Source organism: Pseudoalteromonas sp. SCSIO 43210, from assembly GCF_054133285.1.
On sequence record NZ_CP087225.1, the window covers coordinates 530,611 to 550,888 of the forward strand.

General features: G+C 37.2%; 18 protein-coding genes. 4 read left to right on the plus strand and 14 right to left on the minus strand.

Features of this window, described 5'->3' with window-relative positions; translation table 11 throughout:
• Nucleotides 1–50 precede the first annotated feature (50 nt).
• The 3 genes from LOS73_RS02290 to coaBC form a co-directional block, all read right to left on the minus strand.
• Nucleotides 51–2,819 carry a S9 family peptidase gene (locus LOS73_RS02290; protein ID WP_457934406.1) on the minus strand — a complete coding sequence of 923 codons (2,769 nt, stop codon included), beginning with the start codon at nt 2,817–2,819 and terminating at the stop codon, nt 51–53.
• A 140-nt stretch (nt 2,820–2,959) separates the two neighbouring features.
• Complete coding sequence (gene slmA, locus LOS73_RS02295; protein WP_007378613.1) at nt 2,960–3,547, minus strand: nucleoid occlusion factor SlmA; 588 nt, start codon at nt 3,545–3,547, stop codon at nt 2,960–2,962.
• A gap of 111 nt (nt 3,548–3,658) precedes the next feature.
• Complete coding sequence (gene coaBC / locus LOS73_RS02300; RefSeq protein ID WP_033040877.1) at nt 3,659–4,852, minus strand: bifunctional phosphopantothenoylcysteine decarboxylase/phosphopantothenate--cysteine ligase CoaBC; 1,194 nt, start codon at nt 4,850–4,852, stop codon at nt 3,659–3,661.
• A gap of 142 nt (nt 4,853–4,994) precedes the next feature.
• Between coaBC and radC the strand changes: the two genes are divergently transcribed.
• The 3 genes from radC (at nt 4,995) to rpmG (ending at nt 6,344) form a co-directional block, all read left to right on the plus strand.
• Nucleotides 4,995–5,669: a RadC family protein gene (gene radC / locus LOS73_RS02305; protein ID WP_457934407.1), complete on the plus strand. Its 675-nt coding sequence runs from the start codon at nt 4,995–4,997 to the stop codon at nt 5,667–5,669.
• A gap of 271 nt (nt 5,670–5,940) precedes the next feature.
• Nucleotides 5,941–6,177 (plus strand): 50S ribosomal protein L28, encoded by a 237-nt coding sequence (rpmB, locus tag LOS73_RS02310; protein WP_004335549.1) that lies wholly within the window; start codon nt 5,941–5,943, stop codon nt 6,175–6,177.
• 11 nt (nt 6,178–6,188) lie between these two features.
• Entirely contained in the window at nt 6,189–6,344 is a 156-nt protein-coding gene (rpmG, locus tag LOS73_RS02315) for a 50S ribosomal protein L33 (RefSeq protein WP_004335545.1), read from the plus strand.
• 932 nt (nt 6,345–7,276) lie between these two features.
• On the opposite strand, the gene LOS73_RS02320 is transcribed toward rpmG, so the two are convergent.
• Entirely contained in the window at nt 7,277–9,067 is a 1,791-nt protein-coding gene (locus LOS73_RS02320; RefSeq protein WP_008138088.1) for a S8 family peptidase, read from the minus strand.
• 308 nt (nt 9,068–9,375) lie between these two features.
• Here LOS73_RS02320 and LOS73_RS02325 point away from each other — a divergent pair, with 308 nt between their 5' ends.
• On the plus strand, nt 9,376–10,560 hold the full coding sequence (locus LOS73_RS02325; protein WP_008138090.1) for a BaiN/RdsA family NAD(P)/FAD-dependent oxidoreductase: 1,185 nt from the start codon (nt 9,376–9,378) through the stop codon (nt 10,558–10,560).
• Nucleotides 10,561–10,699: 139 nt separating this feature from the next.
• On the opposite strand, the gene LOS73_RS02330 is transcribed toward LOS73_RS02325, so the two are convergent.
• From LOS73_RS02330 to LOS73_RS02375, 10 genes are all read right to left on the minus strand, one after another.
• Entirely contained in the window at nt 10,700–11,011 is a 312-nt protein-coding gene (locus tag LOS73_RS02330) for a hypothetical protein (RefSeq protein WP_457934408.1), read from the minus strand.
• Nucleotides 11,012–11,174: 163 nt separating this feature from the next.
• Nucleotides 11,175–11,735, minus strand: a complete 561-nt coding sequence (locus LOS73_RS02335) for a hypothetical protein (protein ID WP_457934409.1) — start codon at nt 11,733–11,735, stop codon at nt 11,175–11,177.
• Nucleotide 11,736: 1 nt separating this feature from the next.
• Complete coding sequence (locus LOS73_RS02340; RefSeq protein WP_457934410.1) at nt 11,737–12,705, minus strand: AIR synthase related protein; 969 nt, start codon at nt 12,703–12,705, stop codon at nt 11,737–11,739.
• Complete coding sequence (locus LOS73_RS02345; protein ID WP_457934411.1) at nt 12,706–13,587, minus strand: hypothetical protein; 882 nt, start codon at nt 13,585–13,587, stop codon at nt 12,706–12,708. It abuts the gene before it with no gap.
• 1 nt (nt 13,588) lies between these two features.
• On the minus strand, nt 13,589–14,485 hold the full coding sequence (locus LOS73_RS02350) for an HTH domain-containing protein (protein ID WP_457934412.1): 897 nt from the start codon (nt 14,483–14,485) through the stop codon (nt 13,589–13,591).
• A gap of 10 nt (nt 14,486–14,495) precedes the next feature.
• Nucleotides 14,496–15,452, minus strand: a complete 957-nt coding sequence (locus LOS73_RS02355) for a hypothetical protein (RefSeq protein WP_457934413.1) — start codon at nt 15,450–15,452, stop codon at nt 14,496–14,498.
• Complete coding sequence (locus tag LOS73_RS02360; protein WP_457934414.1) at nt 15,445–17,565, minus strand: hypothetical protein; 2,121 nt, start codon at nt 17,563–17,565, stop codon at nt 15,445–15,447. Before LOS73_RS02360 ends, LOS73_RS02355 begins: the two co-directional genes overlap by 8 nt.
• Before the next feature lie 120 nt (nt 17,566–17,685).
• Entirely contained in the window at nt 17,686–18,069 is a 384-nt protein-coding gene (locus tag LOS73_RS02365; RefSeq protein WP_457934415.1) for an N-6 DNA methylase, read from the minus strand.
• A gap of 22 nt (nt 18,070–18,091) precedes the next feature.
• Entirely contained in the window at nt 18,092–19,291 is a 1,200-nt protein-coding gene (locus tag LOS73_RS02370; protein WP_008135356.1) for an AGE family epimerase/isomerase, read from the minus strand.
• Nucleotides 19,288–20,265, minus strand: a complete 978-nt coding sequence (locus LOS73_RS02375; RefSeq protein WP_457934416.1) for a carbohydrate kinase family protein — start codon at nt 20,263–20,265, stop codon at nt 19,288–19,290. The genes LOS73_RS02370 and LOS73_RS02375 overlap by 4 nt, the downstream gene beginning before the upstream one ends.
• Nucleotides 20,266–20,278 lie beyond the last annotated feature (13 nt).

A 20,278-nucleotide genomic window follows, 5' to 3' on the forward strand; every position in this document is an offset into this window, starting at 1 on the left:
ATACCAACCTGTTTAGATATGAGGTCTATTTAACTCTATGCAGATTGGTACTACTCTTTAATAAAGGCCTCACCTTCAACCATCCATTTAGCAGCAGGTTTACCTTTTAAGTAATGATCAAAATACTGCATCATACGCACTGAAAAGTCGACCTGATTAGGAAACTTTTTCAAGTGATGCGGTTCACCTTCGTATTGTAAAAAGGTTGCATCTTTACCTGCACGACGAAGTGCTAAGTAGTACTGCACGCTTTCATGCCAAGGTACGGCATCATCTTTATCACCAGACATTATCAAAATAGGCGTATTCACCTTGTCTGCAAAAAATACAGGTGAATTTTCTATATAAAGTTCAGGGGCTTCAAATAAGTTTTTACCTATACGGCTTTGCCCTGTTTCGTATTGGAATTGACGAGCAAGCCCCGATTTTAATCGAATGCCGCTATAAGCACTGGTCATGTTTGATACTGGTGCACCTGATACAACCGCTTTGAACATATCTGTTTGGGTTATCATAAACGCACTTTGATAACCTGCCCATGAGTGCCCTTGTAAGCCAATTTTGTTTTTATCAGCTATACCTAAATCAATAAGCTTTTGGGTGGCGTTTATCATGGTTTGCGTTGACGATTTACCCGGGTGACCTATTTCAAAGCGAATATCAGGTAAAAATACCGCATAACCGTTTGAGGTAAACATAGGAAAATTAGGGCGATGGTTTAATTCCATTTTTGGAAAGTCATACATACGCTGGCTCATGTAACGGTAAAAATACACAACCACAGGTACTTTATCGCCTTTTTTATAGCCCGCTGGTTTTATTAGTACGCCTTGTAAGTCTTCGCCATCAAAACCTTTATAGCTTATTAGTTCTGGCTTTTCGCCCCATGCAAAATTACTAATTTGTGGGTTTAGCGTGGTCACTTGTTTTGGTGCGCTAAAGCTAAAATCAGTTTGGTAGTAATCAGGAAATTGGCTATAAGTTTGCGAGGTAAATAAGTACTTGTCAGCCTTTTTGGCTTTTTTAACCATATCAAAGCGTTTATTACCACTAAGTACTTTGGTTATTGTGTTAGTGGTTAAGTCGAGTTTTGCAACTTCGCTTTGTTTAGTTTGTAAGTTAATAGCAGAGACAAGTAATGTATCGTCTTTTTTAAAGCCCACTTGGGTTTTATCAAGCTTAATAACACGGTACTGCGTATTGCTTTGCTTACCATTAGTTAGGCGTTTAGCTTGCTGCGTTTTTACGTCAAATGCCCAAATATCGTATTTACTATAAGCAAGCACTTGGCTGCTATCGGTCATCCAGCCAGCAAAACCATAACCAGGCTGAGTAGACGGGTAGTCGTGTTTATCATCAGCAAAGGTTGCCTGAATCGCATTTGTAAGCGGTGTTACTTTATTATTTTTTAAATCTTTTAACTGTATTTGGCTGTCGCTAAAATAAGCTGCAAACTCACCATTAGGGGCAAGGCTCGGTCTAAACGGGTAGTTGTTAATAATTGGAGTTTGTTTACCGGTATTTATATTTACTGCAAAGTAATCAGCAAAAAAACCGCCGTACATTATTTTTTCTAGGTAGGGGATGTTAGATGAGCCAAGTAAAGATACATCTCGCTGAGGGTTTAGTGCAACCTCAGGCATATTAGTGGTACTGAGCTGTACCACTTTTTGCGAGTTAACGTGATATACCGCGCTGTAATGGCGGTTTTTATTAACTTCGTTCCATTGCTGTTCTTCACGCGGTTTTATTTGCGCATCGTTGTTGTGCCATACATCTAAACCTTTATGTTCACGTATGGTATCAAAGTCGTACAATGAGGCTTCGTCGGTATATTCTTTGGCTTTTACTTTAGCTGCTAATTTTGGATGGTTTTCAAAATATAAGCGCTCGCCATTTTCTGACCATTTAAGGGATGCTGTTTTACCTAGCGTCCATGCTTTATTAGGTGAATCTATAGTTGCAAGCTTCTCGTTTTTATATAGCTGTAAAGTGTAGCTTCGACGGCGCGTGTCATCATTTACATAGTTACCCAATGTAAATGCTGCAATATTGTCAGTTGGGTGCCACGCTATTTTATTTGCGATTACGCCCGGTTCATCAATTAATACACTGCTATTAAAGTCACTTAGCTCAATTAACGCTATTTGGTTGTTATTACCGTCGCTGTAACTTTGACTCACTAATAGCTGGCTGTTAGCTGAGTTAATAGCGTAGCTAAATACGTTTTCTATTGTATGGCTGCGTTTATCAGATAAATTTACGATAACAAGTGGATAGCTCTTATCTTTTTTATCGGGCGTGATAGCGTTGTCTTCTTCGTTTTTAGTGCTATCGGTTTTATCTTCTACTTTTGCGTCATCGTCTTTTTTATTTAAACGATAAGCAAGCCACATACCATCATCAGATAACGTGTAATCTTTTACATCAGCAAAGCTTTGTTGAGCACCTGATTGTGTGTTTACGAGTACCAGATTGTTTTTAAGTGTGTCTTTTTTTTTGGTTGTTTCTTTTTCAAGTAAGGTAGGTACTTGTGTAAAAGCGACCCAGTTAGCGGCCTTACTAATATGAGGCTTTGTACCGCGTTCTACTTCTGCGATGAGTGTATTGCTTTGTAGTGAGTAAACTTGGCCAGTTGCATTTCCACGATACGGCGTTGCACTAAAAGTGAGTACTTGGCCATTGTCAGATAGTTGCGTGCTTTTAGCTGATTTAAAACTAAATATGTCTTTAAATTGTAGCGATTCTTTGGCGTGTATGCCGGTGCTAGTTAAGCTGGCAATGAGTGCCGTGCTTAATAAGGTGAGTTTTGTTTTCATTATTGATTCTCGTATTATGACATTGTTTCATTGTAACGAGTTTGGTTCATAATTCGAGCGGATCAGATAAATGGCAGCTATATACGATAAAACGACCCGTAGGTCGTTTTATCGTATTTAATTTATTAATTTAGCAAACATTACAGCCAAATTTTTTGTAGCTCAAGCCATTGTTTTTCAAATTGAGTACTTGGTTTAACTTTAAAGTCGCTACGTACAAACTGATTCATTTTTCCTTCAACGTAAGCAAGTAAAAAGTTTGCAAGCGTAAGCTCATCACTTTGAAAGTTTTTACCTTCACGAAGCTTTCTCTCACGAAGTACTTGTTTAAACTGAGTTTCTAGTTTTTCAAAAAAACTTTGTACACGCTCACGTAATCGCTCTTGTTCACCTTGCAGAGCATCGCCAGTTAGAATACGTGTAATACCTGGGTTTTTTTCAGCAAATGTGAGTAGCAGCAATAAAATATTATATATACGTGCTTGGCTTTCTTTTTCGTTTTCTAAAATAAGGTTAATGCGCGATAAAAGAGTATCTTCAATAAACTCAATTAAGCCCTCAAACATACGTGCTTTGCTCGGAAAGTGGCGATATAGCGCAGCTTCAGATACACCTACCTCAGCAGCTAGCTTAGCTGTAGTGATTCGTTGCCCTGGGCTGGTTTCTAGCATTTGTGCGAGTGCTTGCAGTATTTGCTCTTTGCGATTACTTCTTTTTGTCGCAGGCATGAACATTCCTTTTTATTAGTTATTCTTAGTGGCGCAGTTAAGAACCCTAGTCATTTTTTGTTCAAATGAATGGCGTATGTTAATGTTTTATTCAGTTTGTTTCCAGCCTTTTTATAGATGTTTGGCCAGCTGTTCGATCACCTTGCGAGCTATTTCTGTTTTACTTGTTGGTGGTAATTCTAGTTGTTCATTATGCCAGTACAGTGTTAAAGCATTATGATCGGAATTAAACCCTAAGCCACTTTTTGACACGTCATTAGCGCAAATCATATCTAGGTTTTTGTTTTTTAGTTTACCTTTAGCGTAGTTTTCTACGTTTTGTGTTTCAGCGGCAAACCCTACTGTATAAGGGCGGTTTTGCTTAAGATTAGCAACAGCAGCAATTACGTCAGGGTTTTTAGTTAAAGTCAGTGTGAGTTCGTCGCCTTGCTTTTTCATTTTTTGAGTCGCAATATTTGCAGCTCGGTAATCTGCAACAGCAGCACAGCCAATAAAAGCATCTGATTGTGGCGCGTAAGCAAGTGATTCAGTTAATAACTGCTCAGCGCTTTCTATATTAATAAGATTTGCGCCAGTAGGGGCTTTTATAGTTACAGGGCCTGAAATTAAGTTAACCTTTGCGCCAAGTAATAAAGCCGCTTCTGCAAGTGCGTAGCCCATCTTCCCTGAGCTGTGATTTGATATAAAACGCACCGGATCGAGTGGCTCTCGCGTTGGACCTGCTGTTATTGTAATTGTTTTGCCAACAAGCAGTTGTGGGTGCTCTTTTGTAATACATAGCTGGACAAGTTCATGTGGCTCTAGCATGCGTCCTGCGCCAACATCGCCACAAGCTTGCTCGCCTTTGCCTGGCCCCCAAATAAGTACGTTACGTGCCTTTAGCGTTGCCAAGTTAGCCTGTGTGGCTGCGTGGGCATACATTTGTTGATTCATTGCTGGCGCAACAGCTACTTTTGCAGGTGTCGCCAGTAGCAGCGTAGTTAGTAAATCATCAGCAATACCAGCGACCATTTTGGCGATAATATTACACGTTGCAGGGGCAACTAAAATTAGATCAGCCCATTTTGCAAATTCAATATGGCCCATTGCAGCTTCGGCTGAAGGGTCTAATAATGAATCTGAGACAATTTCGCCGCTTACAGCTTGCATAGTCAATGGTGTAATAAAGTGCTTAGCGGATTCAGTCATGACTACTTTTACTTCACAACCAGAATCTTTTAATCGCCTTACTAGCTCAGCGCATTTATAAGCCGCAATACCACCGCTAATGCCAAGTACAATTTTTTTGTTCGTTAAAGTGATCATGGTTGTTTATCAGTCTTATTTAATATTGTGTCTAAAATAACAAATCTTTGCTTATTGAGCTAAGTTTTAATACTAAAATAACGGGCAAAATTTGAATTTTGCATTACATTTATAGAACACTTTTGCTCCTCAAGGATGAATAATGCAACTCACTGCACTACCTAATTCACTTCGCCCTCGTGAAAAGCTCATTGAAAAAGGGGCCAAAGCATTAAGTGATGCAGAGCTTCTAGCTATATTTTTACGTACTGGGTTACCGGGTATGAATGTTATTGAGCTGGCTCAACATTTATTGAATGAAAATAAAACACTGCATAATTTATTTAACGCCAGTATTGAAGAGTTTTGCTCTCAAAAGGGATTAGGAACTGCTAAGTATGTGCAGCTACAAGCTGTACTTGAGTTAAGTCAACGTTACATGCAGGAACGTTGCCAGCGAGACGCCGTATTTAATTCGCCAAATTCAGTCTACGATTACCTTATAATTCAAATGCGTGGTTTGCAGCAAGAAGTGTTTATGGTGTTATATCTCGATAGTCAAAATCGTTTAGTTAAAGACGAAATACTTTTTTATGGCACAATTAATTCTGCCAGTGTTTATCCGCGTGAAGTGGTAAAGGCTGCGCTAAAGAATAATGCGGCTGCTGTTATTTTTGCCCATAATCACCCAAGTGGCATTGCAGAGCCAAGCCAAGCAGATAAACTCATCACTAATAAATTACAACAAGCGCTGCAATTGGTCGACATAAGTGTGCTCGATCACATCATTGTTGGCGGTGAAACTTGTGTTTCGTTTGCTGAGCGAGGCCTAATTTAGCTCCTTAGATAGATAAATGTGCTAAAAATGAGCTGTTTAATACGTTTTGGCAAATTAGTTTAATTTAAATGCAGTTTTTACTTTCCCTAAGGGCATTCGATCTTTATAATTGGCCGCTATCAAATTTACATATGAGCTGGTTGGATAGATCAGTATTTGATCTTTGCCTGTAAAAGCTGTATAAAGAGCGCCCTTCGATTTATCTCTAGGGCAGAAATACACGGCCTTAGATTAAATTAAGCTCGAGCGAAGTTATTGGAGATATATAGACATGTCTAAAGTATGTCAAGTTACAGGTAAGCGTCCAGCGGTTGGTAATCACCGTTCACACGCGAGAAACGCGACTAGACGTCGTTTCCTACCTAACCTACAAACACACCGTTTTTGGGTTGAAAGTGAAAAACGTTTTGTAACATTACGCACTACTACTAAAGGTATGCGTATTATCGATAAAAAAGGCATCGACACGGTTCTTACAGAAATCCGTGCTCGCGGCGTTAAAGTTTAAGGATCTGAATCATGCGCGATAAAATCCGTTTAGTTTCAACTGCCGGTACTGGTTTTTTCTACACTACTGACAAAAACAAACGTAACATGCCTGAGAAGATGGAAATCAAAAAGTTTGATCCAAAGATTCGTAAACATGTTCTTTTTAAAGAAGCTAAAATTAAGTAATTTTAGTTCTTCTTTTAGAATGTAAAAACCCAGCCTAGGCTGGGTTTTTTGTTTTTGTGGTTAAGTAATTTAATATTGGTTTGAATAACTAACTAACCTGAACTCTGCTCGAGATAGATTTATTATCCAGAGTTCAGGTTAACTACATAGCTTTAATTTCTTAATTATACCAATTTTCTTGGGTATGTTGATCTTTGCGGATTAAAATTTGTTCAAACTAGGGGCTATTTAATCATGGCGCGAGATTTGTAACCTAGTGGGCTCGGTAACTGCTCCTGCGTTACTCTACTGGCTTACATCCATGTAAGAATAAGTAAAAACCGAGCAAAGCTTCTGCGTCCTGCTCACGCCCCTTACCTACATCCATGCAGGCAACAAAGAGTAAATAACCCCTAGGAAGAACCCTGTGGGCAGCGCCTGTTTGGCATTAATGCTACGTTATCGCCCATTTATGGGGAATAGCCACACTGCATAGGCTCTGCCTTGCTTAAATACCAAACAGGCTACTGCAAATTTAACCTTGAAAGAACAACATAACCTAATTAAGTGATCTACTTTGAGGTGAGAAAACCGTGTTGATAACAAGGCAAAAATTTCATTATTTAGTTGTCCTATATCAGAAATTTTTAACACAGTTAGCGTCAGATTTAATCCCCCAAATTGATTAAGTATTATTGCGGGTTGGTATTGCTCACCGTATTAAAAATGATTCATAGTCGAGTGTATGGATGTAGGAGATAAAGTAAGGCACTGAGTAATTAGTGATAACAACTATATGTCATACTTCACCTTGTTATTGCGCAATTATCTTATCGTTAAATAAACCCATATAAGCAGATTGGCATAATCCGAGTTGCTATAAATTGTTTTTAAATAAAAAAAGGCCAAGCTTTTCAGCTTGACCTTTGCTCTCAGGGAGTTGTTTCAATAAATTATGGCTGATATTGTCCGGTAAGAGTTAAGCCAGAGAATGTGCTGTAAGCGTTAACGCTTAAATGCCATGTTCCTGCTTGTGGGCTTGAGAATGTACATGTTTCAGCGTTACCATTTTTATATGGACGGCAGTCGTAACTTGATGCTGTTGGTTGGCTACCAAATTTAACAAATAAGTCAGCATCGCCAGTCCCACCTGATGTTGTTACGGTAAATGTAGACATACCGGCAGGTACATCTAGGGTGTAATGTTTCCATTGACCAGCATTAGCACTTACATCACTTACTGAGCCACCACCGGCTGCAGGTGGTGTTGTTGTCGTACCGCCACTTGCTGCAGCAACAGCGGCTGCTGCATCTACAATACCAGTACCACAGTTATTACATGAAGCTGGGAATGAACGCGTTGTCGATTTTAGAATATTTTCTATTTCATCAGGCGTAGCATTTGGTTTAGCTTGCTTAATAAGTGCTGCAACACCAGCAACATGAGGAGCTGCCATAGATGTACCTTGTGAAAAACCGTAGCTATCACTTGAAGGTGTTGACGAGCCTGTATTATAAGTTGATAGAACGCCTTCAGAGTCGTTTGCAAAACTTTGTGCGCCGCCAGGTGCTGCAACATCAATATTGCTACCGTAGTTTGAGTAATAAGCGCGACCGCCGTTGCGCCCAACCGATGCTACGTTTACTACACCGCTACAGTTACCTGGATTGTAGTTTGCTGAGTTGTCGTTATCGTTACCAGCTGCAATAACCACAACAGTGCCATTGCTACGTGCTGTGTTAATCGCATTTTGCGTTGTAGAACTACATGAACCGCTGCCACCTAAACTCATGTTAATTACATCTGCAGGGTTTGAGTTTGCAGGAACGCCTGAAACACTTCCACCTGATGCCCAAATAATGCCGTCAGCAATGTCAGATGTTAAACCACCACACTTACCAAGCACACGAACAGGAACTACTTTTGCATTATAAGCAACGCCAGCAACACCTTCACCATTATTAGTGACAGCAGCAACTGTGCCGGCAACATGCGTACCATGCCAGCTAGAGTTTTGTGCACCGTTAGAACCACATTCATTTGCTGCAACTGCATCGCCAGGATCGCGAGCATCGCTATCACGACCACCGCCATCATTTGCTACCGACAAGTTAGAAATCATATCGTAACCAGGGAGAATATTTGCATTCAAATCAGCATGAGGGCGGTAGCCTGTATCAAGCACCGCGACCACTACGCCACTACCTGTTGCTGTATCCCATGCTGCTGGCAAGTTTAGACCACCCGCTTGCTCGTAGTAATGCCATTGATCATCAAAGCGAGGATCATTAGGTGTCGAAAAAGGTTGCAACATTTGATCGACTTCAATGTATTCAACATTGCCAGAAGCAATAACGTCTTGCATAAACTCTTGCGCTTCGGCTGCATTTAGCTTCTTGTCTGCACGCATAACATGGTGATTATTAAGTGCCATTGCACGTACATATTTACCTTTTACCTTCCCTTTTTTAGACGAAAAGTTTTTAACAAAACGTTGAGCGCGTTGTTTCATATTTGATGAGTTAGCGCTCGCTGTTGAAAAAGTGGCTATTTCATTATTGTTATTTTTATATTTAATAATGAATTGGGTTTCAAAACCGCTTTGGATTTGTAGTTTTGCTGTGGTTTCAGCCATTGAAGGAGCAATTGCTTGAGCTGGATTTGCCATACTTGATGTTGCTGAAAAAAGCGTACTTACAGTTAAAGCTATAGCGCACTTTTGAAAAGTTTTTCTTGTTGTCATAATTTTTCCTAGATTTTATTAGTAATTTCGTGATTAATGCTCACGATGTAGGAACAAAGGTAAAGTATTTGTTAATAAAGTTAAAGTATTAATTTCGTTTTATGTATTTTGTTTGGTTATAACTAAGAACTTTAATGATTTTTTAATACTTTTGTCGTTGTTTTTAAGGTGTTTCGTGCTTTTTATGATTTGTTAATATTATTGGTTGTTTTTCTGGTTTGTTTTGTTGCGTTATTATTGATAATGATTGCGCGCTGTTTGTTGTTAAACTTTGCTATAATCGAAAAAAATTTTAACGAGATAAATAAATGACCCAAGTAGATGTAATAGTAATAGGTGCGGGAGCTGCAGGATTAATGTGTGCAGCGCAAGCAGGATACCGTGGCCGAAGCGTTACAGTACTTGATATGGGGAAAAAACCAGGTCGTAAAATTTTAATAAGTGGTGGTGGGCGTTGTAATTTTACAAATGAAAATGCAACCCCCGATAACTACTTATGCGCAAATGCTCATTTTGTTAAATCATGTTTAAGTCGCTATACACAGCATGACTTTATTGAGCTGGTGGACAGGCACGGATTAGCGTATCACCATAAAACACTAGGCCAGCTATTTTGCGATAACAATGCACAAGACATTGTTGATATTTTACTGACCGAATGTGAGTGGGCAGGGGTAAATATAAAACTACGCAATGAAGTGATCAGCGTATCAAAAACCGAAACCGGCTATAGCGTTACGACAGAGCAAGAAACCTTAAGCTGTGAGTCGCTAGTTATAGCATCAGGTGGCTTAACTATGCCAAAACTAGGGGCTACACCAATAGGTTATAAAATTGCAGAGCAGTTTGGCTTAAGCGTGTTACCAACTATGGCTGCACTTGTGCCGTTTACTTTGCATCAGCATGATAAAGAGCGTTTTGAAGGGCTCTCGGGAATTAGCATTCCATGTGAAGTTTCAAGCGAAGACGGCACCGTATTTAAAGAAAATATCCTCTTTACTCACCGAGGGTTATCGGGCCCAGCAATATTGCAAATAAGCTCATTTTGGCGAGCAGGGCAGGCTGTAACTATAAACCTATTACCTGAAATTGATTTAAGGCAGCAACTTGCTGATTGGCGAGAAACGCAAGCCCAAAAGTCGTTAAAAAACAGCCTTGCAACTATTTTACCTAAACGCTTTATAGAAATACTACACGAAAGCAAAGCGATACCAGATTGTAATATTAATCAGCTTACGCATGCTCAAATAGATGAGCTGGTAAATTACATTCACGCTTGGCAAATTAAACCCAATGGCACAGAAGGTTATAGAACAGCAGAAGTAACATTGGGCGGTGTAGATACCGACGAGTTGAGCTCAAAAACCTTTGAAGCTAAAAAAGCTAAAGGCCTATACTTTATAGGCGAAGTAACTGACGTAACGGGTTGGTTAGGGGGCTACAATTTTCAGTATGCGTGGAGCTGTGGATTTGCTTGTGGGCAGTACGCTTAGGTTAGTAGTTCAGAATGTAAACAGGCACTTTCAGAATTAAATAAGCACTAGCTTTTATTAAACAGATACAACTTTAGCTTGCCGTAATTAAAGAAGTTTTATTATCAATAGAATAGCTGCCGCAACGTACAGTTTTATGTTAATGCTGGAGTGTTGCGGTTTTCAGCGCATTAATTTGCTCAGGGTTAAAACCGTTTCGAAGTAGCTCAAAGTCACAATAATCTATGCTCGCCTTTCTTCCTTCGCCAATAACTTTGTAGGTACTGCCGTTTGCTGTTTTTATTAGGTTTGTCTTCGGATTTATTTCAACTAATTTTGAGGTGCATATATAATCACCTCTGCCAAATCTAAAAGATTTATCTTCAACACAGATGCCCCATAAAACTATACCGATATTATGATCGTCATCTTTGACTGTCACGATTTGCCAATCACAAACTATAGTATCCATAAGTCACCTCTACTCTATTTGTTGTAAAGTTTGATATTAGGAAATTTGTGGTTAAAAACATACTAAATACGTGGATCTAATCTTGAGTATTTTAATTAAAAACTTTGTAAACGACTAAAAAACTTAAAGTTTAAGTATCTTTTTTAACTTAACAACATGGAGCTTATGATTCATGTTGAAGATATTCTTGAAGTCGTTTAGCTAAATCAAGGGAGTTAATGTGTCGTTGTGTTGAAGGTTGAACCATTTTTTTCCATAACCCATTTCCATTTAGCAAAGATTCTCTAATCAAAGTAGATGAAACTTCTTTATCTTCTAGATTCTCCCATAGTACTTCTACTTTATAACCCGCTTGTGATAAGCGCTCTACTTTAGCTCTATTCCACGATTCTCTAATTGTCGTAAAGCAGACAGTATTAATATCAACAAACTGGTAAAGTTTTTCAGGCTCATCAATGGGGAATGGAATGAAATCAAATTTGGCTCTATCGATGTTCGCATCTAGTAATGCGTCTTTTATAATATTGATCCTTTCCAAATAGGTAAGTGGATTTGATGACAGAACACCTCTATTTGGAGAGTCCTTGCACTTTTTTAATTCTTCAATATCGTATTGAGTAATGCCAATCCAAAGAAAATCACAGGATTTTAATGCTGCTAGAGCATAATCTACATGCTCATTGTGAAATGGTTGAAACCTTCCATGAATTGATCCAACTTTCATATTAATCCCTAACTTTTATTATTTGATTTTTAGTGCTCACATGAGGTGAAGCCGTGCCTATATGTATTAACTTATCAAACCACTTACCTAATTCAGCACCTTGTTCAACTATCATTAAAATCGGACCATTTATTTCGCCACCAAATAGCACATCCAGCACTATATCATTTAACCTTTCGACTGAGGAAACACATGCTCCAAATGACTCAAGATTAGATTTCGCTGAACATCCTAAATAATGCTCGATGTTAGCAAAATCTAAATTTAGCGGACTAATAATTCTACCCAAATCTAATGATGCACAATACTGCTGACTTTCTAATAAAGAGGCTATGTGACCAATTAAACCAAACCCCGAAATGTCTGTTGAATACTTTACTAATTCAGATTGAATAAAATCTAACCATATAGAGTTACTTTCTAAAAGTAACTGTTCTGCACAAAGATTAGCATGACCAGTTCTATGCTTTTGAGTTGCCCAACAACCAATAGGTTTAGTTAAAAAAATATCGTAATTGCCGCCATTCAATCTAGCTTTCGGTTTTAACTCTTTGGCTGTGCCATTCATTGCTATTGTGACTGACGTCTGATCGGCCCTAAAAGTGTGGTAATTACAAGAATCTATTTCTCTGTCATTTAATGCTTCTTTCAAGTTATTAAATAATTTTTTTATCTCATTAATATCAAGGCTTGCGCTAACACCAATACTCACATTTGCTTGAATTGGGTTAACTCCAGATGCGAATAAATCATTGGCACAATGCAACACAGTCGCCTTTGCAAATAATGCAATATCACTTGTAAACGGAAACACGGTGTCAATCGAACTTACTAAGAATTCACCGTTAATTTTTACAATATTATTATCTGGTACTAAAAATGAGTAATCGCTCTCATCTAGTAGTGATTTAAGGCTATATGCAGGAACCTTGTTTCCACATCCAAAATAAGTTTGATCGTAATCTAGCATTTAGAGTCCAAACTTTTTCCAATCATCTTTGTCATAAATCCTATTTTTTTCACTCTGCTTCCATAAATCATTGAAGTAATTCTCAAATGCTCTGTAATAAAGACGTTTTCCATTATTATTCGTAGGACAGTGCAGATGCAATTGAGGCGCACATGTTCCTTTATCTTTATTTCCAAACGAATTAAATGAGCACAAACAATAATGTTCATTGAAAAACATTAATCTAAAAACAGGCATATCCTCTTGAATTTCAGCATCATAAAATCTAATTTCTAGTTTCTCTGTATTTTGATGGATTGTTTTAAGTCTGTTCAATGAAGTCTTTACATTGTCAGCATATTCATTTTGCTGCTTACCATCATTGATAGCCATTTCCACTAGTGCTTTATTATTTGGATTACAAAGTAATAACTGAACTCTATTTTGCCTTGAAGCTGAATTTATCGCCTCCGCAAATTCATCTTCAAGTTGAGTCAACTTATCAGCACCAGTACCTAATACCTTAAGGTTTCTTTTTGTCAGCTTTAAAGCTTTTTTGTAATTAATACCTTCAGTTATATTTACGTCGACCCCAACTATACCAACTTTTCTAAAATTGATAATTTCCCTAGCCAACACCCAAGCAGTAATAGCAAGAGCATAGCTTGTAACCAAAGCTGCAACTAAAATATCGACTTTATCAAAATATACAAAGAGCCAAGTTAATAATATAAAAATTGGAGTAAACCAAATCGCAATAATCGTACTTGAAAAACTTAAAGAAGTTTCTTTAAAGCCGTTTTTTAACTTATTGTATACTGCGCTAATTATCCAAAAAAGAATTTGAAAAATCACACTAGCTATTAGAGATAGAAAAATGCTTTTTATATCATTTTGATCCATATTAATATTTCCCTTTATTTAAAATTTTATCTATAAGTTCTACCGACCAATTTTCATAATCGTTCTTGTTTTTGATGACATCACTTATGTAAGTTAATTCATCATTAATGTGATAGCCTTTTTCACCAATTTCGTAATCTTCTTTAATCATTTCAACTAAATATACTAGTCCCAAATGCTGACTACTTACATCTCTTGTAGAATCGTAAAGTAAGCCAATTGGTGTCATAATAGAATTAAGTGAAACTGTAATTTCTTCTTCTAATTCTCGCTTAATAAATGGGTAAGCAGAATCTGGGTCAAAAGGGTCAAATAAAGAGTTAACTTCTTCATATGTAATATGCCCACCAAAAACAATAGACCTTTCTCCGTGTAACCTTGACTCAGGAGCTTTTGCAGATCTAGTGTGAGTTATGATTTTATCTTTAAATTTAATTATAAAAACAGAGATTAGTTGAATAACAGAATAATCATCTTCTGCTTTATGCCTAACCATAGGCGTACAATTATTTTTGAACCAATTAGAATTAATAGGAACTTCGTTTAAACCATTAATGGAGAGTATTTGGGATAAAAGATCTTTACTAAACACAGCTAAATATTCGTCCATTAGCTGGTTTTTTTTCTTTTTTGCTTCGTATTCTTTGTACTTTCCGGGGCTTTCAATTAGCCACTTTCTTAGACCAAATGTTCCTTTCTGTAACCTTATAAATTGTGATGCGCTTTCTAAATGATCTATGTTTTCAGCAAGCCTTGCTCTAATTGCTGTTTTAGGAGTTTTACCTGTAAAATCATATAAATTATTTGATTTTATTTCTCTTAAGATCGCTTCCGCAGTCAAAGGCTTTTGAACTTGATCTAAGACAATGTGTATTATATCCAGAAGGCTCTTTTCCATTTAACTCTCCTTAACTCATGTCTCGAATAAACTCCTTTCTCATCCACAGCCTATCCGACTTGGCGAAATTACCATCAAAGGTAAATGAAAAAGTTCTCTCAATCAATCGCTTAGTTTTTCTATTTTCCGTAAAAATAAAGTTATAACCTCTATTTATATCAGAAATAATAACAAACCAAAGCTGCCCATTCGTTGCGTATTCTTCTTGTATATATTTAGTCGCAGTGCCTGTTAAAAAATATGTTTCGATTAATTCATCGGAATCTAACATCTCAAGTTGTCCAATGAAGCAATCTTCACCTTCCCAATCATGAGTTTTTACGTCACTTAGAAGAACATCTTTGAAATCATTCAATAATTGATGTTCAATATGTGAGTAGTATTCCGTTATCAATTCTGCTGTAATAAATCCCAATTTCTCAATACCAGTTTGTGCAGCGATATCCCTATCCGTTGTTATAAATGCTTGTAAGTTTAAGGTGTTGGATACTATCGCTAGATAAAGTAACTTGGCAATTGACTCTGGAAGTTGATGAGCTTTATTTAGTTTGAAATACTGTTCCCATATCAATGTTGCACACGAACCTACATGTTCTATGTGTGCAGATTTACCTATTTTATCTTTCCAATATTTCTCAAATCCAAAATGATGATCATAGATCTCAATGATTTTTTCATCTTCAATAAAACTTTCAAAATGTTTAGGATTGGATACGTCAACTAATGCATATTTTAATTTACCAAAATAGGGCAACTTTTTTTCAAATAATTCATTAACTTCAAGTTTTATAGATTCAGGAATGGTTCCATTCATTTTGCCTGTATGACATGCAATTGATTCTCTACCACATAGTTTATGTAAAAAATTTAACGCCAAGGAGCAAGCGAGAACGTCTATGTCGATATAAGCAGATCCAGAGGTAACAATTATCGTTTCATTAATTTCTAGAAATTGTGTATTACTCATAATTATCAAATAGCTTATCCAATCCCAATTTGTCAGCGAAACTCTTGTTTCGTCTGTGTGCTCTTTTTGCAACATCAGATAATTTAATTACCTCAAGTCTCATATTTGCAATCACACTGCGATTATTCTTTTTTGTAGCCCGAATTGGAATGGAATCTCTATACCAAGAACCAGTAACTGATTCTTCATACTCATTCAAATCGGCTTCAGGGAATATTTTTTCACCAATTAAATAACAGTAAAAATTTTCAACTTTTACCTGACCATAATTAGCAATTAGTTGACAATACCTTGGCATCTGCTGAAGATAATCCGCTAGATCAGTTTCTGGTTCTTTAAATTCTATTACGATGCATTTACCCTCGTCAGCAAATAAAAAAACATCAGGTCTACGATCTGGCTTAAATCCGACCTCTTTCATTTCAACTAAAGCTTCGGGAGAAAGAAGTGGTCTACCGTCTTTGAGCTGCATCTTGGTAAATTGAGTTTCAGAGACCCCATCAAAATGAACAAACTCTTCGTCCAATATCCAAAGATCATTTACGCTTGAACTAGTTTTTTTTCTTTTAAATATGAGATCATGAATAATGCCTTCTCGATCTCTATTTTTTCCTTTAGGCAGCTCTTTAGATTGTACGTCAAGTTCATTATTAAGTATCTTGCTCAATAACTTTACTACCAGTCCTCTGCGAACTACATACTTTGAAAGCTCTTCTTTATTTTGAGCATCAATTAGTTCTGAAACTTGTTTCGACTTTGATTCTAACTTTTCCCTATAATCATCACTTGTGGGATCAAGACTTTTGATATCTTCCAAACACTTTCGAGTTGTATTGCTTTTGTCTGCAATAAACCGTGCTTCTTCTATTAATAGTTTGTTTGTAATTGAATCTTCATCATCGTTTAACGATACGCCTTTCAGGACCTTGTTCGCAAACTGTTGTGATACACCTAGTTCTTTAGCAAGTCTATGAACGTTTTGTTCAGCCGCTTTTTGTGCAGACATTACTTCTTTGAAGATTTTTTTTAGCTCATTGTTAGCGCGTTTTTTTATATCATCTATATAAACACAGGAGTCGTTATCAAAAAGATCACCGCTAATATTTGATACTTCATTTCTTGACTTTATACTGAATGAATCCACTGCGTGGTTAACGTTTTCTGGTTTATCTAAGTAAGGACCATAAAAAGCTGCTAACCGTTTATTCCCCTTACAGCCTTTGCTTTTTTTTAGAACTGGATTTTCTAATTCTTCAATAGGTATGTCTTTTGAGCATAAGAATGCTCCATGCCGTTCAATTTCATCTTCAGCAAAATCAAAAACTAGCCACTCAAATTTTTCAGGGGTCTTTGAATGATCAATATGCCAACAAATTTTACTATTTTTATCTAAACTAGCACTTTGATAATTTACTTCAAAAGTTCCTTGCTCACTCGGCTTGGGTAAGTCATCTGTTGTAATTAAAAGTGTTTCTGGCTCAGCCACAGTGTAACAATACTTTAACTCTATACAGGGAAAGGTAATTCCTTTTTTTTTCTCCAAATATGCCCTTAATGCAAAATGGGATTTAATTGTTGATACAAATTTTTGAAATGATAAAGATGAGTAGAACTTATTGTCTTGATTGTTTAATTTAGGGTTAAGGAATTTAACAGTTGTTTTCAATTGATTAGAATTCGAATTATTGCAGATGCTACTGGAAATAAATGACTGCTTATTACATTGGAAGCTTCTTAAATAATATGAACCTTCATTAATGAAATTACTTTCAATAATTATTTCACCAAATCTATGCAAATATTGCAGTCTTCCTGTGCCTCTATTTTTAAACCCTTTACTTTTGTCTAGTAAGTTACTAAATCTGGTAAATGCTTCATCATTGAATCCGTTCCCTGAGTCTTCAATTACCATGTAATCTAAACGCTTACCGCCTTCATTATCGTCACTATCATTAAAATGCAGTTCAATTGATATTTTTCTTTCAAGGTTATTAGGTAAATTTAGAATGGACTCTAGTGAGTTAGTAATTCCTTCTAACATAGGCGCTAAAGGGTTTGATGATGGACCAATCATCCTCATCATTTCTTCTAGTACAACTCCCGGTCTATTCATAAACTTATGATCCTTTTAATAAATTTATATCACAATAGTAAATATTTTTAGCTATTCTACCAACTAGCCTTGAAGTTTTGACAATAGATAATCAGTTAATTTTTGTTGTTTAGCTAGCTCTTATCTAATTATATCGGTATCTATTTGCTCATAAGTGGCTTCTTTACTTGATATATAGCTAGAAACTGAGAGTAGTGCAGAGTTTCGTTCAATACTGCCAATTTCAACCTCAGTATATATGTTAGTGTCTGGAGATCCAAAGTGATAGATGTTAGCTAAGTGTTCTAGGTTAATGAGTTTGTTGCACTTACCGTCAAATTCATAAAACGAGCTGGCATCAATAAATTTTATTCTGGTGTTATTTCCTCGGTTTTTTCTTAGCACGAGAATATACAAAGGAACGGTTCTTGACGTTATTAATTTAGGGGGGTAGTGGTACAGTGATTTTGGCCACCCATTAAGAAAAAAACCGCCAAACTGGCGGTTAAAAGGTCTACACAACACTGTAAAAGTTATAACTACATAGTTACTTTAATAGTTCGAGCACATCAAAGCAGGCACCCATTGTATGGTAATCAGTTTTACCTATTGGGCTTTTCATCGTGTCTATTTTTTTATTGTCAGCGGTTAAAATTCTAAACCAAGCACCGTATTTATGATCGACTAAATGCTGCCACGAATACTGCCAAATTTTGTCATACCATTGCTGATATTTTTCATCCCCTGTTGCTTGATAAAGATACGCTGCACAACACAGAGTTTCGGCTTGAACCCAAAAGTATTTATCGTCATCGCAAATAGTTTTATCAGGGGCAAAGCCGTAGCAAATACCGCCGTGTTTTTTATCCCACGCTACATTTATTGAGTTATCAAATAAGGCTTGAGCGCGTTCAATAAGCCATTTTTGTGGCTTATGCTTATTTAAAAACATAAGTAGTTTTGACCACTCTGTTTGATGGCCAGGTTGAAAGCCCCACGGACGAAATAAATTTTTAGGATCGTCTTTGTTGTACTCTAAATCGACTTGCCAATTTATATCGTAATGCTCCCAGATTAGTCCGCCCATTAAATTAGCTTGGCGATTAACCATGTTGTCGGCAAGTGTGAGCGCACGGTTTAAAAATATTTCGTCTTTTGTGGCTTCATAAGCGGCAATCAGTGCTTCACAAGTATGCATGTTGGCATTTTGGCCGCGGTATGAATCACATTTTGTGAAGTCGCTGTTATGCTGATCCTTATATAATCCGGCTTTTGCATCCCAAAAATGTGTTTCCATTGTTTGAAATGTATCGTTGAGATATTTACGTGCTTGCGTAACGCCTACGCGGTATGCCCAGCTGTACGCTAAAATAACAAATGCAAAGCCATAACAATGATTGGTGTTATCAAGCACGGTTGCTTGACCGTTTTCAACTTTTAATAACCAGTTATAGCCACCAGTTTGCTCAACAAGGTGATGCTTACGAATAAACTCAATCCCCGATTTAACACGATTAAGGTACTTTTCGTCATTAAAGGTTTGATACGCGCGTGCATAGTTAAATACAAAACGAGTAGAGCTTACTAAGTGGCGCGTGTGTTTATCAAATACCTCACCGTTATCAGAAAAGTTTTGGTAAAAACCACCGTGTTCATCGTCAATATTTGGCTCATAAAACGCTAACGTGTCGCTAATGTGCTGCGTTAAAAATTCACGGCTTTTAAAGTTATCAGGTGTGCTTTTCATAGTTTGCTCCTAAAATCGTGTAGAGACTTTTGGTTAGGTAGGGAGTTAAATGCCCCTTTGTAAGATGCGGCATGGGCACCACATAACGAAGCAAATTCAAAAATAGTTGTTAGTGTTTTGGGCGTGTTGCAAAGCTCGCTAAAAGAGCTGGGTGTTAGGTTTTGTAGGCCTAGCTGATACAGCAGTCCACCTACAAACGCATCCCCTGCAGCGGTAGCATCAACCATAGTAACCTTTTTAGGGTGAAGCGTTTGCTTGGCATTTTTTATATACCAATGCATAGGGTTGCCTGCATCGGTAACTACAAATAGCTCACAACCGTTATTAAGTGTTTGGGCAATAAACTCATTGCTCGATTGTTCACCCGCTAAGTATTCAAGCTCTTCTTTTGAGGCTTTAATAATTGAGCAGTCTTTTAATAACGGTAAAATATGCTCGCGAGGGTTGGCATCGCTTGGCCATAAATTGAGGCGCAAGTTAATATCAAAGCTTACAATTGAGTTATTTTGTTTTGCAAATTTAACACCGTAAGCGGTGGTGTTTCTGATGTTTTTGTTGGTTAATGTGTTTGAGCAAATATGAAAAATATCGCATTGCTCAAACCATTCGCGACTAAAGTCATCGTTACTAAAGTGCAAATCGGCGGTGTTATCACGGTAAAACTCAAACGTGCGATCGCCATCGTTATCGAGTGATACAAACGCAAGGGCTGTTTTTGCTTGGTTGGTAAAACGCATAAAGTCGGTTTTTACACCTTGCTCTTTTAATGCATTATGTAAAAAGTCGCCAAAGCTATCAGTGCTTAGCATTCCTGCAAAATAGGCATTACCGCCTAGCTTTGCAATGGCAACGCTTACGTTTGCAGGCGCACCGCCTGCAAACTTTGTAAACGCTTCGTGTTCGTTGCTGTTTTGGCTCAATTTATTTGAAAGTAAATCAACCAGTACTTCACCAAAGCATATTGTGTGTTTCATGATCTTGCCTTAG

Excerpts from the sequence above, each read along its gene's own strand:
- LOS73_RS02290 (WP_457934406.1), bottom strand. The coding sequence starts at position 2,819 with ATGAAAACAAAACTCACCTTATTAAGCACGGCACTCATTGCCAGCTTA.
- slmA (WP_007378613.1), bottom strand. The coding sequence starts at position 3,547 with ATGCCTGCGACAAAAAGAAGTAATCGCAAAGAGCAAATACTGCAAGCA.
- coaBC (WP_033040877.1), bottom strand. The coding sequence starts at position 4,852 with ATGATCACTTTAACGAACAAAAAAATTGTACTTGGCATTAGCGGTGGT.
- radC (WP_457934407.1), top strand. The coding sequence starts at position 4,995 with ATGCAACTCACTGCACTACCTAATTCACTTCGCCCTCGTGAAAAGCTC.
- rpmB (WP_004335549.1), top strand. The coding sequence starts at position 5,941 with ATGTCTAAAGTATGTCAAGTTACAGGTAAGCGTCCAGCGGTTGGTAAT.
- rpmG (WP_004335545.1), top strand. The coding sequence starts at position 6,189 with ATGCGCGATAAAATCCGTTTAGTTTCAACTGCCGGTACTGGTTTTTTC.
- LOS73_RS02320 (WP_008138088.1), bottom strand. The coding sequence starts at position 9,067 with ATGACAACAAGAAAAACTTTTCAAAAGTGCGCTATAGCTTTAACTGTA.
- LOS73_RS02325 (WP_008138090.1), top strand. The coding sequence starts at position 9,376 with ATGACCCAAGTAGATGTAATAGTAATAGGTGCGGGAGCTGCAGGATTA.
- LOS73_RS02330 (WP_457934408.1), bottom strand. The coding sequence starts at position 11,011 with ATGGATACTATAGTTTGTGATTGGCAAATCGTGACAGTCAAAGATGAC.
- LOS73_RS02335 (WP_457934409.1), bottom strand. The coding sequence starts at position 11,735 with ATGAAAGTTGGATCAATTCATGGAAGGTTTCAACCATTTCACAATGAG.
- LOS73_RS02340 (WP_457934410.1), bottom strand. The coding sequence starts at position 12,705 with ATGCTAGATTACGATCAAACTTATTTTGGATGTGGAAACAAGGTTCCT.
- LOS73_RS02345 (WP_457934411.1), bottom strand. The coding sequence starts at position 13,587 with ATGGATCAAAATGATATAAAAAGCATTTTTCTATCTCTAATAGCTAGT.
- LOS73_RS02350 (WP_457934412.1), bottom strand. The coding sequence starts at position 14,485 with ATGGAAAAGAGCCTTCTGGATATAATACACATTGTCTTAGATCAAGTT.
- LOS73_RS02355 (WP_457934413.1), bottom strand. The coding sequence starts at position 15,452 with ATGAGTAATACACAATTTCTAGAAATTAATGAAACGATAATTGTTACC.
- LOS73_RS02360 (WP_457934414.1), bottom strand. The coding sequence starts at position 17,565 with ATGAATAGACCGGGAGTTGTACTAGAAGAAATGATGAGGATGATTGGT.
- LOS73_RS02370 (WP_008135356.1), bottom strand. The coding sequence starts at position 19,291 with ATGAAAAGCACACCTGATAACTTTAAAAGCCGTGAATTTTTAACGCAG.
- LOS73_RS02375 (WP_457934416.1), bottom strand. The coding sequence starts at position 20,265 with ATGAAACACACAATATGCTTTGGTGAAGTACTGGTTGATTTACTTTCA.